Source organism: Proteus sp. STS61-E, from assembly GCF_040932335.1.
In the GTDB taxonomy this organism is placed as follows: domain Bacteria; phylum Pseudomonadota; class Gammaproteobacteria; order Enterobacterales; family Enterobacteriaceae; genus Proteus; species Proteus mirabilis_B.
Genome location: NZ_JBFQGE010000008.1, coordinates 142,028 through 156,522, shown reverse-complemented (window position 1 = coordinate 156,522; position 14,495 = coordinate 142,028). Strand labels below are relative to the sequence as shown.

The window sequence follows — 14,495 nt, the reverse complement described above, 5'->3', positions numbered from 1 at the left end:
CCGTTTCATCCCCTATTTTCACTTAAATTTAATCGCTCACTAAAATATAACGCTAGTAATAAAGGGAGAAGTTAAGCAAAGAGAAAGGGTTAACGGTTTACAAACACGCTTAATCAATTAAGATAGTTTTTGTAGCCATCAGTGCTACTTTCAATGAAGAAGTTCCTTTCCGGTGCTCTCTCAATAAATAATCAAAAAATATTCTACTAATAAGTGAAAACGATGAGTGCAACTATGACTGCAACCCAAGCTATAACCTCAAATATTGTTATTCGAGCCATTGAAGAAAAAGATAACGCAGGTATTGCACGCGTTATTCGTGAAGTCTCAGCAGAGCACGGTTTAACTGCCGATAAAGGCTTTGCGGTTGCCGATCCAATTTTAGATACCCTCTATGAAGTTTATCATCAGCCACGCAGTGCTTACTGGGTTGTTGAAATGGATGGAGAAGTTGTTGGTGGGGGTGGTGTCGCACCACTAGCTGGTGGTGATGGCAATACATGTGAACTACAAAAAATGTACCTTTCATCCAAACTGCGTGGCAAAGGTATTGCGAAAAAAATCGTTCTGCAATCTCTTGAGTTTGGTAAAGAGCAAGGCTTTAGCCGTTGCTATTTAGAAACCACAGATATCTTAAAAGCGGCTGTCGGTTTATACGAAAAACTAGGATTCGAATTTATTGATGAAGCTTTAGGCAACACTGGACATAGTGATTGTGAGATCCGTATGGTGAAGCCACTTTAAGCGTTCTTGCTGTTCCCTACGTAATACAATAAATAAAATAAGCTCTACTTGACCCGCATTTCTTATGCGGGTTTTTATTAGCAATAAATAGCATCTATTAACACAAATCCTATTTATCAAAATGATATAAATACAGTATGTTTATGTGCTTATTTTCACAATTAATTTCTTAATTAATTATTATCAAAATATTATTAATGAAATTCTTATCTTAAATTTTATTAAAACCCACAAGTTTAAATTATTTTTCATTCCACTCTAGATAATCACATTATCCCTCTTAAATAAAATATTATTTATCTTATTTTATATTTTAAAAAAGAGATTTTTTTATATTGCTATTTATAGCTAATTTAATATCTTTATGCAGATAAAGTCATGCATTGGCTTTTATAACTCTAAAATTTAAAAGGAATTTTTTCATGAAAAACTTTGTTAAAATTGCACTTATTGCTTCTGTAATTACCGTAATGACCGGTTGTACTGGTAGCGTATACAATAAAGAAAAAGACTGTAACTACGACTACTTACTGCACCCAGCAGTTTCTATTTCTAAAATCATTGGCGGTTGTGGCGACACAAGCAAATAAGATTTAAGAAATAAATATATTAATAAACTACATTCTGACTTATTGTTGCTAAGAAAGGATGTAGTTTTTTGTTTTCATTTTTAAAAATAGAATCAAATAAAAACCATTACACCAAAAACTATTTAATTAATTATTTAAATATAACCCTTTTATTATTCCTACTCTCTTTATTACATTCTTGTTCTTTCATTTTCACTGTTCAAAGTCATTCATTTTTTTTGAACACCATCAACAAATTCCCCCTATTTTGTTCATCATGAGAACACTTTATGATCAGCCTCATTAAGAAATCGCAATAATCTGTATTACCTCCTTCTGTGTCTTGGTTATTGCGGTTTCTTTCCTTAACTCGGAGAACAATCATGACTATCAGACAGATTAATCATATTTATTCGGCGCCAAATTCACACTGGGTAGGTAATGGCTTTCCAGTCAGCACCTTATTTTCCTATCAGGAAAATGGTGAGAAACATAGCCCGTTTCTGCTGATGGATTATGCTGAGCCAACACTGTTTAAACCTGTTACTAATGCCCGTGGTGTAGGAGCGCATCCTCATCGTGGATTTGAAACCGTAACAATCGCCTATCAAGGTGAAGTTTCCCATCATGACTCTAAAGGTCACGCAGGAACGATTACCGCAGGTGATGTGCAATGGATGACCGCTGCTTCTGGTATTTTGCATAAAGAGTATCACTCTGAAAAAATGACCAAAGAAGGCGGTGTATTGGAAATGGTGCAACTTTGGGTGAATCTGCCAACAGCGTACAAAATGACACAGCCTCGTTATCAGGCGCTGAAAGCAGAGGATATCCCTCATGTTGAATTATCAAATAACCAAGGTTATGTCAGAGTGATTGCAGGTAATTATGCCAACACACAAGGTGTGGCAATGACCTACTCGCCGCTGAATGTGTGGGATCTACGTTTAAATCGCGCAGGTGTTTCACATTACAGTATTCCTGAAGGTCATAATGCAATGCTGTTTGTCGTAAAAGGCGCCGTACATATCAATGATAGTGAAATTGCACGTCAACACGATATGGTGATGTTAGATAATCATGGCGATACGCTCACATTAGAATCAATGGGTGACACCATTGTTTTAATTTTAACCGGTGAGCCAATTAATGAGCCTATTGCAGGGCAAGGACCTTTTGTGATGAACACGCAAGAAGAGCTACAACAAGCTTTTGATGATTATGACAATGGTAAGTTTGGCGTAATGGATTAATGACATTAGCTTAAAAACAATAACACCAGTCACAAAGCAACAATTTTGTGGCTGGTGCTATATTGCACTGAAAAATCAGGTACAAAAGGACAACATTTAGCAAAAATTAATGTAAACGTGATGACTTATCAGACTCTTCTTCGTCGTCTTCGTCTTCACCCTCTTCATCATCATACTCTGCGTCAGGATCTTCAAAATAAGTACCCCAACCATCGTAATAGACACCCATTTTTTCAGCTAAATTCATTAACTGCTCAACTTGAGCATCAATAAGTTCAGCATTCAAACCACTTTCACTGACTGCATCAAAGCAAACTAAAATCTCACCTGATTCGACTTCAATTTCTTCAGGCTCAGTCACTTCGTAACCTAATTTAAAAACTTCAACGGCTGCTTTTTCTAGTGTTTCAAAATTTTCACAAGAAATATGGTGCTCAATGGCATACAGTGCATCTGGATCACTGCCATCTTCCAGTAATTCTTCAATAATAAGACGTGTTTCTTCACGTTGTTCTGCTAACTCTTTGCTGTCCGCCATAATCATGCTCCGCAATAGTCTGAAAAGGTATCTCGTTCATTGTCCCACAGGCAGGATCAACACTCCATACTTAATATGATCTCCTTATCGCATACTGTTTAAATTAAAAGTTTTCCTTTAGGGGTTGATGATGAATATTTATTGATATAAATTGAATATAAATTCAATGACAGGATATCACTCTATGAACCCTTTTTATCAGAAATCATTCTTACGTTTACTTGATTTTTCACCTGCTGAAATTCAACAACTGCTTACATTGTCAGCACAATTGAAAAAAGCCAAAAAATCCAGTCAAGAAACTCAGTATCTTACTGGAAAAAATATCGCACTGATTTTTGAAAAAGACTCAACACGTACCCGTTGTGCGTTTGAAGTCGCTGCATTTGATCAAGGTGCAAGAGTGACTTATCTGGGGGGAGGAAGCCAAATTGGACATAAAGAATCGATAAAAGATACTGCTCGTGTATTAGGTCGTATGTACGATGGTATTCAGTATCGGGGCTATGGACAAAAAACAGTAGATGCACTTGCACAATATTCAGGTGTACCTGTTTGGAATGGTTTAACCAATGAATTCCACCCAACACAGTTATTAGCCGATTTACTGACTATCACTGAACATCAAGCTAAACCATTATCAGAAACGGTATTTGCTTACCTTGGTGATGCTCGTAACAACATGGGTAATACTATGCTGGAAGCGGCTGCATTAACAGGTATGGATTTACGTTTAGTTGCGCCTAAAGCATGTTGGCCTGAAGCAAGTTTAGTTGCTCAATGCCAAGAAATTGCCAAGAAAAATGGCGGAAATATCACGCTAACTGAAAATGTGGCTGAAGGTGTTAAAAACGCTGATTTTCTTTACACTGATGTGTGGGTTTCTATGGGCGAACCAAAAGAGGTTTGGAAAGAGCGTATTGCGTTACTGAAGCCTTATCAGGTCAATATGGATGTTATAAAATTAACCGGAAATCCAGACGTCAAATTCCTTCACTGTTTACCCGCTTTTCATGACGAAGAAACAACGATGGGTAAAGCATTAGCTGAAGAATTTAATCTCTATGGTGGCTTTGAAGTTACTGATGAGGTTTTTGAATCAAAACACAGCATTGTGTTTGATGAAGCAGAGAATCGTCTTCACACCATAAAAGCGGTGATGGTCGCTACCCTTGCAAATCCTTTCTAAAATACATAATCATGCAAAACACCTATTTTTTATTTATGAAAAAATAGGTGTTTTCTTTGTTTTATCTCAAGCTTATTGATTTTTAAATTAAAAAATTTTTTTTTGCAAAAAATAAAAGCAAACGCTTGCGTGCAACTCCAAGATGCGTATAATGCGCCACAATTTGTCAGGAGGAAAGATGAAACAGCGCCTATTCCAATTCGTAACAAAAACAAGCACCTTAACTGGTCGCAAGCGCATTCTCTTTTTTCCAATAGCCCAATTTTTTAAAGCCCCTCTTATTGAGGGGTTTTTTTTGGCCTATAAAAAACCATCTACCGCACAATTCATCGCCAAAGGAGAACTCTAATGACTAATCCGCTCTACCAAAAGCATATTATCTCCATCAATGATCTGGACAGGGAAGATTTGGAGTCTGTTCTTCACGTTGCTAATAAACTCAAACAGCAACCTAATAACGAATTGTTGAAAGACAAAGTGATTGCGAGCTGCTTTTTTGAAGCATCAACACGTACTCGCTTATCATTTGAGACCGCTATCCACCGCCTAGGTGCATCAGTTGTCGGTTTTTCTGATGGAAGCAACACTTCACTGGGTAAAAAAGGTGAAACATTAGCGGATACCATTTCGGTTCTTCGCACTTATGCTGACGCCATTGTTATTCGCCATCCTCAAGAAGGTGCAGCACGTTTAGCCTCTGAGTTTGCGGGCGATATTCCAGTACTCAATGCGGGTGATGGTGCAAATCAGCATCCAACACAGACTTTGCTGGATTTGTTTACCATCCAAGAAACACAAGGCCGTTTAGATAACCTCAATATCGCGATGGTCGGTGACTTAAAATATGGCAGAACAGTACATTCACTGGCACAAGCATTGGCGAAATTTAAAGGTAATCATCTCTATTTTATCGCCCCTAAAGTACTCGCCATGCCAGAGCATATTCTTCACTTGCTGGAAGAAAATGGTGTTGAATACAGCCAACATGAAACAGTAGATGAAGTGATGCCAGAGCTAGATATTCTGTATATGACTCGCGTACAAAAAGAGCGTTTAGACCCATCTGAATACGCGAATGTTAAAGCACAATTTATCTTAACCAGTGCAGATCTTGTGAATGTGAAAGATAACCTTAAGATCCTACACCCCCTGCCACGTATCGATGAAATCACGACAGATGTAGATAAAACACCTTACGCTTATTATTTCCAACAAGCAGGCAACGGTATCTACGCACGTCAGGCATTACTTGCCTTAGTTCTGAATAAAAACTTAGTTCTTTAATAAGGAGCACACCATGACACATGATCACAAACTAAAAGTTGAAGCTATCAAACGTGGGACTGTTATTGATCATATTCCAGCGCAGGTGGGCTTTAAAATTCTGTCACTATTTCGCTTAACAGAAACGGATGAAAGAATAACAGTAGGTTTTAATTTACCTTCAGAAAATTTAGGTAAAAAAGACTTAATTAAAATCGAAAATGTCTTTTTAACCTCTGAGCAAGCAAACCGTTTAGCGATGTATGCGCCTCAAGCAACTGTAAATATCATCGATGATTATCAAGTCGTTAATAAAATGGCATTAAGCTTGCCAGAATTACTTGAAGATGTGGTGCCTTGTCCTAATAGCAACTGTATTAGCCATAACGAGCCAGTACAAAGCAGTTTCCGTGTCAAAAAACTGGCCTCAGATGTTGTATTAACCTGCAAGTACTGTGAAAAAGAGTTCGAACGCCACGCGGTTATTCGTTAATTCTTTTAACTATCTGCTCGCAAGGGCAGATAGTTTTTTATTAGTTAACCTGCTGAATAACAAATTCTTTTCCACCTATAATAAAGTGAATTAACTTACTATAATTAGAATCAGGGTTAGCAATCGAGATAACAACGCTGATAAAAAATGCGAAGAATGTAAATATAATAGAACCTAAAGCACTTTTTAATCCTGCTTTCCACCATCCTTCTCTATAGCGTTTAATCTCTTTAATAATTGAAATATTTTTAATCTCATCTTTAGCAAGATCAATCGCTATTTCTGTATATAACTCAGCAAATCTTATCAAGGATAATTCAGCACTATTTTTTAGACGTAATAAATATTCATCACTATATATTAATAAAAAATTATTCAAATCACTCAATGGGATATTATTAGTATTATGCATTTTTCTATATGATTCAGCCCATTCATGTTTCTCTTGCTTATACATAGAATATGCAAGCATTCCTGAAAAAAAAGATTGAGTATCATTTTGATTAATATTAATAACTAACTTTTCAAATATATCATTATATTTTATATTATAATCATCCATAATAACTACCCTACTTTTGCTATTCCACTGATTTTGTCTTACAAAATGACTTCATTAATAATCCAGCCCCTTTAAACGCCTTTGAGTAGTGATTCATATCTATTTTCTTCACCTTACCATTTATATATACAATTCTCCAATTAGAAAAAGAATTAATATTTATCCTAATCATTATAAAATCCTTATATTAATTTAAACTTGAATAATTATATTTGATAATATATAAACCTTAATCGGAACCAGAGGAATAAAATCAATACAAATATAAATAAAAGTAAGAAAAATTCCAGTGAGTTTACAAAATGTATTTTGTTTTAAGACTAATTATTTAAAACTCATTATTATTAATAAATGCTTACTCTAATTATTAATAAAATACTAATTTGTATTTATTGTAGATATTTTCTCTACTTAGAATCGCCAAAGTAGATCTTCTGTTTTCTCTCACTTTTTGTCACCATAAAGACTGGATATATCCGCTAAATCACTTACTTAATTACTTTAACAGAGACGAATTTTCGCCTTCTGCGGATAGACTTATGCAAACAAAAACTCGCTTATTACTTTTAACACTGTCACTGGCTGTTTTTGGTGTGATCACAACCGAAGTTGCGGTGATTGGATTGCTACCACAACTTGTAGAACAAATGAATATCACTGCGCCACAAGTGGGCTTTTTGGTCAGTATCTACGCGATTGTTGTCGCAATAACAGGTCCAACTATTACACTTTTATTTGGGCGATTTAATCGCAAAACGGTACTGTTGGTCATAATGGCCCTATTTATTATTTCCAATACTGTTTATGCATTAACACATCAATATCACGTTATTTTACTATTTCGTATTCTACCAGCATTTACCCATGCGCTATTTTTCGCAATAGCGCTAATGGTGGCAGCAAATTCAGTACCAGTAGAAAAATCCACTCATGGCGTTGCTATTGTTTTTTCTGGTGTTGCGGTGGGAATGGTTTTAGGTATGCCACTTAGTGCTTTTATTGCTGAAACTTGGTCATTAAGTATGGCATTTTGGTTTGGCGCTATCACCAGTGTTATCGCTTTTATTGGTATTGTGTTTTTTGTGCCTTCAATTAAAGTCACAGCACCGCTTAAGATTAGTGATCAACTAAAAGTATTAACAAAACCAACAGTTTGGTTAAGTATTGCTACCGTGACACTTATTTTTTCAGCCATGTTTGCTGGATTTAGCTATATTGCTGATTTTTTAGTGAATATCACAGGGTTTTCAAACAATATGACCAGTACATTACTGATTGTATTTGGTGTGAGTGGTTATTTTGGTAATTTTATTTTTAGTCACTATTTACAGCGAAATGTCGTTAAAACAACAATAACTTATCCAATCTTGTTTTATCTACTTATTTATCTGGTTAAGCGGTTCTCAGGCGCTTGCCATGATCCCACTGATCATTCTTTGGGGCATGTTACACACATCAGGATTAATTATTTCTCAAACATGGTTAATGAGAGATGCAAAAGCAGCACCTGAATTTGCAAATAGCCTTTTATATCGCTTTTTCTAATTTAGGGATAACGGTGGGTTCTATGGTTGGCGCGTGGGTTATTCAACACATTGAATTACAAATGATAATTTGGGTAGGTATACTTTTTTCACTACTCGCATTGGGTACCATTTGGTTACGAGTACGATTGCAATCACCAAATTGTGAAATAGCTTATCAGCAATAAATATTTACTCATCAAATCCGCCTTCTTTTGCCACCTGAAGCAATGCATCTGCTATATAACGTGTTTTAGGTGGTAGTTTTTGCCCTTTATGCCACATCATATTGATAGGAGATTGATACCCTTCTGTTTTGATCAAGATGCGCTGTAATTGCCCTTCTTTAAGCTTATCCCCAATCATCCATAACGGAAGTTGAGCAATACCATAGCCATGGATCACTGCGTCAAGCATTGCATCACCATCAGCAAGTTCATAGAAAGGAGTTGGAATATATTGGTGGAAGGTTCCTTCCTCTTTTAGCATCCAATAAAAAGGGGCATCTTGCCGAAATCCCACAATACAACGATGGTCTGATAACGCTTCGATTTCTTTAGGTATGCCATATTTTTGCAAATAAATCGGTGAAGCACAGAGAACCAGTTTTTGTGTTGTCAGTTGTCGTGCAACAACATTGCTACTATCAGGTAAATGCCCGATACGAACGACTAAATCCACGCTCTCCTCATGCATATCAATATAGCGCTCACTAAATGAAACACTCATTTTAAGCTGGGGCTGCTTATCCATTAATGTCATTAAAACAGGCATAATACATTTACGACCAAAAGCAGACGGTAAATCCAGACGAATTTTTCCTGTTAATACCGACTGGTTTTCTTGAACTTGATTATTAGCTTGTTCAAGAATAGAAAGTGCTATTTGGCACTGCTGTAAATAATACTCACCTTCAGAGGTCAACGTTAAACGTCGTGTTGTTCTTAATAGTAGATTAATACCTAAATGCTCTTCTAACCGAGTCACACTTTTCCCAACGGCTGATTTAGTTATTCCTAAACGAGATGCAGCTTCAGTAAAGCTACCTGTTTGAGCCGTTGCAACAAAAGCGGTGATACCAGAAAGTGAATTGAATTGCGCCATAGCCACCTACTATTATTCTAAATCTTGCATCAAACAATACTTCGATAAAAGTTGTTATAAAAAGCACGATGTTTCTTCATTATAGAATAATTCCACCCTAAAAGCATAAATGGGATATTTTTGAAAAATAAACTTATATAAAAAATGATTTTTATAAAAAATTTTTCTATAAAAAGCCCCTTTATTCAGGGGAAAATACACATCAAAGTGAAGTTATTACATGAGTTCATTTTCTTTTTATAATTGCAGACTTTATGATAAAGCCTGACATCTGTCATATTGCTAACCTGAAGCGCTGGCTATAATAGCGTCGCACTAATCGAATGTTAGCGTTAATCTTATAAAAACAGGAGTTCTACATGTCTTACGAAATTAATACCGATAAAGCCCCAGCTGCGATTGGCCCTTATGTACAAGGCGTTGATTTAGGTAATTTAGTGATCACTTCAGGTCAATTACCTGTTGATCCTGCAACCGGTGAATTTGTTTCTGATAATGCAGCAGAACAAGCTCGTCAATCTTTAGAAAACGTAAAAGCAATCATTGAAAAAGCGGGTTTAACTGTTGCTAATATCATCAAAACAACTGTTTTCGTAAAAGATTTAAATGATTTCGGTACGATCAATGCTGCTTATGAAGCATTCTTCAAAGAGCATAACGCTGCATTCCCTGCTCGCTCTTGTGTTGAAGTTGCACGTTTACCAAAAGATGCAAAAGTAGAAATCGAAGTTATCGCTATCCGTTAATTTCGTCTCAACAGCAAGCCATAAAAAAGCAAAGGTCTCTTTATGAGCACTTTGCTTTTTTTATGTTCTCACTTTTCGATGAATAATTTATCACTTCTGTTTTTGGCACATATTTACAATTCAGCCAATCCCTCTTGATGCCTGATGTAGCAAAAATACCTTGATGTAGATCAGTTTTAATGAAGATTATTTCCCTTTCAATTACTATATATTGTGCTTTAATACATACCGACCTACAACATATAGTAATTATACACATCTTATCCACAATAAGCCTGAATGCTGTGCCATCACCTGTTTTTATGGGATTTGAGCCTGTGGATAAATAGTTAAGGAGCAAGATTGTGAAAACCATTGTGATAAAACGAGACGGATGTAAAGTCTCTTTTGACCAAACCCGCATCAGCGATGCTATCAAAAGAGCCGCCGTAGCTTGTGAGATCACTGATGATGATTATTGCGATTCTGTCGCGCAATCCGTTTCACAATCTCTCGCAGGACGTTCGAATGTCGATATCCGTGAGATCCAAGACGCCGTAGAAAATCAGCTGATGGCTGGCGAACATAAAGATGTTGCCAGAGCCTATATTGAATACCGTCATGACCGAGATGTTGCTCGTGAGCAACGTGGAAGACTAACTCAGGAAATCCGAGGTCTTATCGAACAAAGTGATGTCTCTATTCTTCATGAAAATGCGAATAAAGACAGTAAGGTTATCCCTACCCAGCGTGATTTACTTGCGGGTATTGTGGCTAAACATTACGCAAAATTGCATATCCTGCCAAGAGATGTGGTACTCGCTCATGAGCGTGGTGAAATTCATTATCATGATCTCGATTACTCACCGTTTTTCCCAATGTTTAACTGTATGCTAATTGACCTTAAAGGCATGTTAAACAACGGTTTTAAAATGGGAAATGCGGAAATAGAACCCCCTAAATCTATTTCAACAGCAACAGCAGTAACTGCACAAATTATCGCACAAGTAGCAAGCCATATTTATGGTGGTACAACGATAAATCGTATCGATGAAGTATTAGCGCCGTTTGTAAAATCAAGCTATGACAAACACTATAAAGTAGCGCAAGAGTGGCAAATTGCTGATAAAGAAGCTTATGCTAATGCGCGTACTGAAAAAGAGTGTTACGACGCATTCCAATCTTTAGAGTATGAAGTTAATACACTACATACTGCTAATGGACAAACCCCATTTGTCACTTTTGGTTTTGGCCTTGGTACGTCGAAAGAAGCGCGTTTAATTCAACGATCTATTCTTGAAAATCGCATGGCTGGCTTAGGCAAAAACCGTAAAACGGCTGTTTTCCCTAAACTTGTTTTTGCCATTAAAGATGGCTTAAACCATAAATTTGGTGATCCTAATTACGATATCAAACAACTTGCTCTCGAATGTGCAAGTAAACGCATGTATCCCGATATATTAAATTACGATCAAGTCGTTAAAGTAACAGGTTCATTTAAAACGCCAATGGGTTGCCGTAGCTTCTTAGGTGTTTACGAAGAAAATGGCGAGATGATCCATGAAGGCCGTAATAACCTCGGTGTTATCAGCCTGAACTTACCGCGTATTGCGATTGAAGCTCAAGGTGATGAAGCAACGTTCTGGTCACTACTTGATGATCGCCTCGAACTAGCGAAAAAAGCACTGATGACTCGTATTGCTCGTTTAGAAAACGTCAAAGCGCGTGTTGCCCCTATCCTTTATATGGAAGGTGCTTGTGGTGTTCGCTTAAAAGCAGATGATAATGTCTCTGAAATCTTTAAAAATGGCAGAGCATCAATCTCATTAGGTTATATCGGTGTTCATGAAACCATTAATGCACTGTTTGGTACTGAAAAACACGTTTTTGATGATGAAACCTTAAGAGAAAAAGCAGTGGCGATTATTAATCGTCTGCGTGAAGCAACAGATCAGTGGAAAGCAGAAACAGGTTATGGCTTTAGCCTTTACAGCACACCAAGTGAAAACTTATGTGATCGCTTCTGCCGCTTAGATGCTGCTGAATTCGGTATTTTACCAGGTGTGACAGATAAAGGTTATTACACCAATAGCTTCCACTTAGATGTTGAGAAAAAAGTAAACCCATACGACAAACTGGATTTTGAAGCACCTTATCCTCCATTAGCAAATGGCGGTTTCATTTGTTACGGCGAATATCCAAACTTACAGCATAACCTTAAAGCATTAGAGGATGTGTGGGATTACAGCTATACCCGCGTTCCTTATTACGGAACGAATACTCCGATTGATGAATGTTATGACTGTGGTTATACCGGTGAGTTCTCTTGCACTAGCAAAGGCTTTACTTGCCCACGTTGTGGTAATCACAACCCTGCAAGAGTTTCAGTGATCCGCCGTGTATGTGGATATTTAGGTAGCCCAGATTCACGCCCATTTAATGCGGGTAAGCAAGAAGAAGTTAAGCGTCGTGTGAAACATCTGGCAAATGGTCAATTAGGTTAAGAGTGTGAATTACCATCAATATTACCCTGTTGATGTTGTCAATGGTCCTGGCACTCGTTGCACCCTGTTTGTTGCAGGGTGCATACACCAATGCCGAGGCTGTTATAACAAATCAACGTGGTCATTAACGTCAGGCAAGCCATTTACACAAGAGATGGAAGATCAGATTATTGCGGATCTTCAAGACAGTCGAATTAAACGACAAGGATTATCGCTTTCAGGGGGTGATCCTTTACATCCGCAAAATTTATCTACAATTTTGCACTTGGTAAAACGAGTCAAAGCCGAATGCCCTGAAAAAGATATTTGGGTTTGGACAGGCTATTTACTGGCAGACTTGACCCCAGAGCAACAAGAAGTTGTTAGCTATATTAACGTGCTAATTGATGGAAAGTTTGTACAAGAACTTTATGATCCCGCATTACTATGGCGTGGTAGTAGTAATCAGGTAATACATAAATTGAGATAATATCTAGAAGCCCATTTTTATAGTGGGCTTTTTTCTTTCATCATTCTCATTTAATCACCTCCGTTATCAAATGCGAATCATTTTCAAAAATGATAGTCAAAGTGATTAGTTTTGTTTTATTATTAGCGCTCTTAACTATTCTTTTTATGATGATATTTGATATGAAATTAGCACTTTTCCCTTTATTTTCAATAATCTTACTTTCTGGTTGTAGCAGTACTTGGGAACCCAAAGGTTCATCAGATTACACATTGCAGGAAGCGAAAATGCTCTGTGAGTTTGATGCCAATACTCGTTACCCTATCCGCAAAGAAGTGCTACAACGTACTGTTTATCGTGATGTGCAAAAGACGTGTCGTAAAGATGACAAAGATCACTGCGGTGATAAAAAAACCTACACTGAACGTGTACCAATGACAGAAAGCTATGTTGAAGACATTAACCAAGAAGACAGAAAAACCTTCTATATCTCTTGTATGTCTTTAAAAGGATGGGAACAAAAAAATCATTATTTTTGGGAATAACAGAAAGTTAAGAAAGAAGTTTAATCACGTTGCCAATAGAGCTTAGTACCAAAACCTAATTGATTATTCACCATCTTAATTTCTTGCAATTGTAGCTCCCATAAAGGCACATGGATGGCGGCTAATGCGACAGGAAAGCGTAAACAATAATGTTTTCTTGCGTTGATGTCGTCCTTACCAGTCAGTAAAGAAACAGCCCCCGTGAATTGAATTCCCTGTAAATCTGATACGGTAATTTCTTGTGTGCTGATACTTCCTGCAACTAATAAGTTTTCTTGCATCATTTGAGCATGACGCGTTTTCTTCTCAGAAAGAAAAATCAGCCTCATCTGACTTTCATCAAACCAATAAAAACAATTAGCACACCAAATATCCCCCAATGAACGTGTTGTACATAAGGTAAACACATGGTTATCACGAATATATTGTTTAATTATTTTGATCGAGTCTAGAGAAGACATAATATACCTGTATAGATACAAAAAGAGACGCTGTTTAGTTGATAATTATATCACCAAAACGAGCGTCTTACCGCGTGTCTCTTATTACAGGTTATTTATCGGGAATAGTTAAAATTAACGATAAATTTCAGCATTTACAGTGAGGTAATCATCACCTGTTGCGCCTACAACTTTAAAGCCTTTTGCACCTTCATCTTTTGCGATTTGGGCGATTTTAGTTGTTAAACCATCTAAAGTATCGCTACCTGTGATTGTGATATACTCACCATTCACTGAAGGACTTTTTGATACGCTATCAGATGCGATTGAACCGAATGAAATAGCACTTAAAGCTAATGCAGCAGCGATTAATGTAGATTTTTTCATAATAAACTCCAAATAAATTCTAATTTTGTTAGGTATCGCGGAGTGTCTCTCTGTGATGTGGATCATATTATGCGCTTTAGTTTAACTTTAAAATTAGCAATAATTGCTGTTCATTTTCAAAAAAATTGAATGTTATTTTTTAAATGATAGAACTTACTGTCACAAATATTTCACAACATATTGATATATCTAATAGATTTCATTTTGA

Annotated in this window: 18 protein-coding genes; 13 read left to right on the top strand and 5 right to left on the bottom strand. The window is 36.7% G+C overall.

What is annotated here, in order from left to right; genetic code table 11:
• Positions 1 to 234 precede the first annotated feature (234 nt).
• The 3 genes from AB4J89_RS17170 to AB4J89_RS17160 all read left to right on the top strand — a co-directional run bounded on the left by AB4J89_RS17170 (position 235) and on the right by AB4J89_RS17160 (position 2,566).
• Complete coding sequence (locus AB4J89_RS17170; RefSeq protein WP_109394761.1) at positions 235 to 744, top strand: GNAT family N-acetyltransferase; 510 nt, start codon at positions 235 to 237, stop codon at positions 742 to 744.
• A 422-nt stretch (positions 745 to 1,166) separates the two neighbouring features.
• Positions 1,167 to 1,334, top strand: coding sequence for a YhfL family protein (locus AB4J89_RS17165; RefSeq protein WP_036914671.1), 168 nt, complete (start codon positions 1,167 to 1,169; stop codon positions 1,332 to 1,334).
• A 362-nt stretch (positions 1,335 to 1,696) separates the two neighbouring features.
• A complete protein-coding gene (locus AB4J89_RS17160) occupies positions 1,697 to 2,566 on the top strand; it encodes a pirin family protein (protein WP_088493955.1) in 870 nt (289 codons plus the stop codon).
• Between the two features lie 106 nt (positions 2,567 to 2,672).
• On the opposite strand, the gene rraB is transcribed toward AB4J89_RS17160, so the two are convergent.
• On the bottom strand, positions 2,673 to 3,104 hold the full coding sequence (gene rraB / locus AB4J89_RS17155) for a ribonuclease E inhibitor RraB (RefSeq protein WP_151434047.1): 432 nt from the start codon (positions 3,102 to 3,104) through the stop codon (positions 2,673 to 2,675).
• Between the two features lie 184 nt (positions 3,105 to 3,288).
• On the opposite strand from rraB, the gene argF reads away from it, so the two are divergent.
• The 4 genes from argF to pyrI all read left to right on the top strand — a co-directional run bounded on the left by argF (position 3,289) and on the right by pyrI (position 6,049).
• A complete protein-coding gene (gene argF, locus AB4J89_RS17150) occupies positions 3,289 to 4,293 on the top strand; it encodes an ornithine carbamoyltransferase (protein ID WP_368470050.1) in 1,005 nt (334 codons plus the stop codon).
• Between the two features lie 178 nt (positions 4,294 to 4,471).
• The gene (locus AB4J89_RS17145) at positions 4,472 to 4,642 is read left to right on the top strand and encodes a hypothetical protein (protein WP_368470048.1); all 171 of its coding nucleotides are present in this window, start codon (positions 4,472 to 4,474) and stop codon (positions 4,640 to 4,642) included.
• Positions 4,642 to 5,577, top strand: a complete 936-nt coding sequence (pyrB, locus tag AB4J89_RS17140; RefSeq protein ID WP_088493958.1) for an aspartate carbamoyltransferase — start codon at positions 4,642 to 4,644, stop codon at positions 5,575 to 5,577. The genes AB4J89_RS17145 and pyrB overlap by 1 nt, the downstream gene beginning before the upstream one ends.
• Before the next feature lie 13 nt (positions 5,578 to 5,590).
• The gene (gene pyrI / locus AB4J89_RS17135) at positions 5,591 to 6,049 is read left to right on the top strand and encodes an aspartate carbamoyltransferase regulatory subunit (protein WP_006535648.1); all 459 of its coding nucleotides are present in this window, start codon (positions 5,591 to 5,593) and stop codon (positions 6,047 to 6,049) included.
• A 40-nt stretch (positions 6,050 to 6,089) separates the two neighbouring features.
• Here pyrI and AB4J89_RS17130 read toward each other — a convergent pair whose 3' ends face one another.
• Positions 6,090 to 6,611: a hypothetical protein gene (locus AB4J89_RS17130; protein ID WP_368470045.1), complete on the bottom strand. Its 522-nt coding sequence runs from the start codon at positions 6,609 to 6,611 to the stop codon at positions 6,090 to 6,092.
• A gap of 539 nt (positions 6,612 to 7,150) precedes the next feature.
• Here AB4J89_RS17130 and AB4J89_RS17125 point away from each other — a divergent pair.
• On the top strand, positions 7,151 to 8,122 hold the full coding sequence (locus AB4J89_RS17125; protein ID WP_368470043.1) for an MFS transporter: 972 nt from the start codon (positions 7,151 to 7,153) through the stop codon (positions 8,120 to 8,122).
• Positions 8,104 to 8,322 (top strand): hypothetical protein, encoded by a 219-nt coding sequence (locus AB4J89_RS17120; RefSeq protein WP_368470041.1) that lies wholly within the window; start codon positions 8,104 to 8,106, stop codon positions 8,320 to 8,322. The genes AB4J89_RS17125 and AB4J89_RS17120 overlap by 19 nt, the downstream gene beginning before the upstream one ends.
• A gap of 4 nt (positions 8,323 to 8,326) precedes the next feature.
• Here AB4J89_RS17120 and AB4J89_RS17115 read toward each other — a convergent pair whose 3' ends face one another.
• Positions 8,327 to 9,238, bottom strand: a complete 912-nt coding sequence (locus AB4J89_RS17115; protein WP_088493960.1) for a LysR substrate-binding domain-containing protein — start codon at positions 9,236 to 9,238, stop codon at positions 8,327 to 8,329.
• Between the two features lie 359 nt (positions 9,239 to 9,597).
• On the opposite strand from AB4J89_RS17115, the gene AB4J89_RS17110 reads away from it, so the two are divergent.
• The 4 genes from AB4J89_RS17110 (at position 9,598) to AB4J89_RS17095 (ending at position 13,460) form a co-directional block, all read left to right on the top strand.
• Entirely contained in the window at positions 9,598 to 9,984 is a 387-nt protein-coding gene (locus tag AB4J89_RS17110; RefSeq protein ID WP_006535650.1) for a RidA family protein, read from the top strand.
• Positions 9,985 to 10,328: 344 nt separating this feature from the next.
• Positions 10,329 to 12,467: an anaerobic ribonucleoside-triphosphate reductase gene (gene nrdD / locus AB4J89_RS17105; protein ID WP_088493962.1), complete on the top strand. Its 2,139-nt coding sequence runs from the start codon at positions 10,329 to 10,331 to the stop codon at positions 12,465 to 12,467.
• A 4-nt stretch (positions 12,468 to 12,471) separates the two neighbouring features.
• Positions 12,472 to 12,936, top strand: coding sequence for an anaerobic ribonucleoside-triphosphate reductase-activating protein (gene nrdG, locus AB4J89_RS17100; RefSeq protein WP_088493963.1), 465 nt, complete (start codon positions 12,472 to 12,474; stop codon positions 12,934 to 12,936).
• A 161-nt stretch (positions 12,937 to 13,097) separates the two neighbouring features.
• Positions 13,098 to 13,460: a hypothetical protein gene (locus AB4J89_RS17095; protein WP_311755582.1), complete on the top strand. Its 363-nt coding sequence runs from the start codon at positions 13,098 to 13,100 to the stop codon at positions 13,458 to 13,460.
• A gap of 20 nt (positions 13,461 to 13,480) precedes the next feature.
• Here the strand turns inward: AB4J89_RS17095 and AB4J89_RS17090 are convergent, their stop codons facing one another.
• Positions 13,481 to 13,921: a YhbP family protein gene (locus AB4J89_RS17090; protein ID WP_311755581.1), complete on the bottom strand. Its 441-nt coding sequence runs from the start codon at positions 13,919 to 13,921 to the stop codon at positions 13,481 to 13,483.
• A gap of 114 nt (positions 13,922 to 14,035) precedes the next feature.
• Entirely contained in the window at positions 14,036 to 14,287 is a 252-nt protein-coding gene (locus tag AB4J89_RS17085) for a YdgH/BhsA/McbA-like domain containing protein (RefSeq protein ID WP_088493965.1), read from the bottom strand.
• Between the last annotated feature and the right edge of the window lie 208 nt (positions 14,288 to 14,495).

Bases quoted from the DNA above. Each gene is read 5' to 3' on its own strand.
- AB4J89_RS17090 (WP_311755581.1), bottom strand. From the start codon at position 13,921: ATGTCTTCTCTAGACTCGATCAAAATAATTAAACAATATATTCGTGAT.
- AB4J89_RS17165 (WP_036914671.1), top strand. From the start codon at position 1,167: ATGAAAAACTTTGTTAAAATTGCACTTATTGCTTCTGTAATTACCGTA.
- AB4J89_RS17170 (WP_109394761.1), top strand. From the start codon at position 235: ATGACTGCAACCCAAGCTATAACCTCAAATATTGTTATTCGAGCCATT.
- AB4J89_RS17115 (WP_088493960.1), bottom strand. From the start codon at position 9,238: ATGGCGCAATTCAATTCACTTTCTGGTATCACCGCTTTTGTTGCAACG.
- rraB (WP_151434047.1), bottom strand. From the start codon at position 3,104: ATGGCGGACAGCAAAGAGTTAGCAGAACAACGTGAAGAAACACGTCTT.
- AB4J89_RS17110 (WP_006535650.1), top strand. From the start codon at position 9,598: ATGTCTTACGAAATTAATACCGATAAAGCCCCAGCTGCGATTGGCCCT.
- AB4J89_RS17120 (WP_368470041.1), top strand. From the start codon at position 8,104: ATGCAAAAGCAGCACCTGAATTTGCAAATAGCCTTTTATATCGCTTTT.
- AB4J89_RS17130 (WP_368470045.1), bottom strand. From the start codon at position 6,611: ATGGATGATTATAATATAAAATATAATGATATATTTGAAAAGTTAGTT.
- pyrB (WP_088493958.1), top strand. From the start codon at position 4,642: ATGACTAATCCGCTCTACCAAAAGCATATTATCTCCATCAATGATCTG.
- pyrI (WP_006535648.1), top strand. From the start codon at position 5,591: ATGACACATGATCACAAACTAAAAGTTGAAGCTATCAAACGTGGGACT.
- AB4J89_RS17085 (WP_088493965.1), bottom strand. From the start codon at position 14,287: ATGAAAAAATCTACATTAATCGCTGCTGCATTAGCTTTAAGTGCTATT.
- AB4J89_RS17095 (WP_311755582.1), top strand. From the start codon at position 13,098: ATGAAATTAGCACTTTTCCCTTTATTTTCAATAATCTTACTTTCTGGT.
- AB4J89_RS17125 (WP_368470043.1), top strand. From the start codon at position 7,151: ATGCAAACAAAAACTCGCTTATTACTTTTAACACTGTCACTGGCTGTT.
- AB4J89_RS17145 (WP_368470048.1), top strand. From the start codon at position 4,472: ATGAAACAGCGCCTATTCCAATTCGTAACAAAAACAAGCACCTTAACT.
- AB4J89_RS17160 (WP_088493955.1), top strand. From the start codon at position 1,697: ATGACTATCAGACAGATTAATCATATTTATTCGGCGCCAAATTCACAC.
- argF (WP_368470050.1), top strand. From the start codon at position 3,289: ATGAACCCTTTTTATCAGAAATCATTCTTACGTTTACTTGATTTTTCA.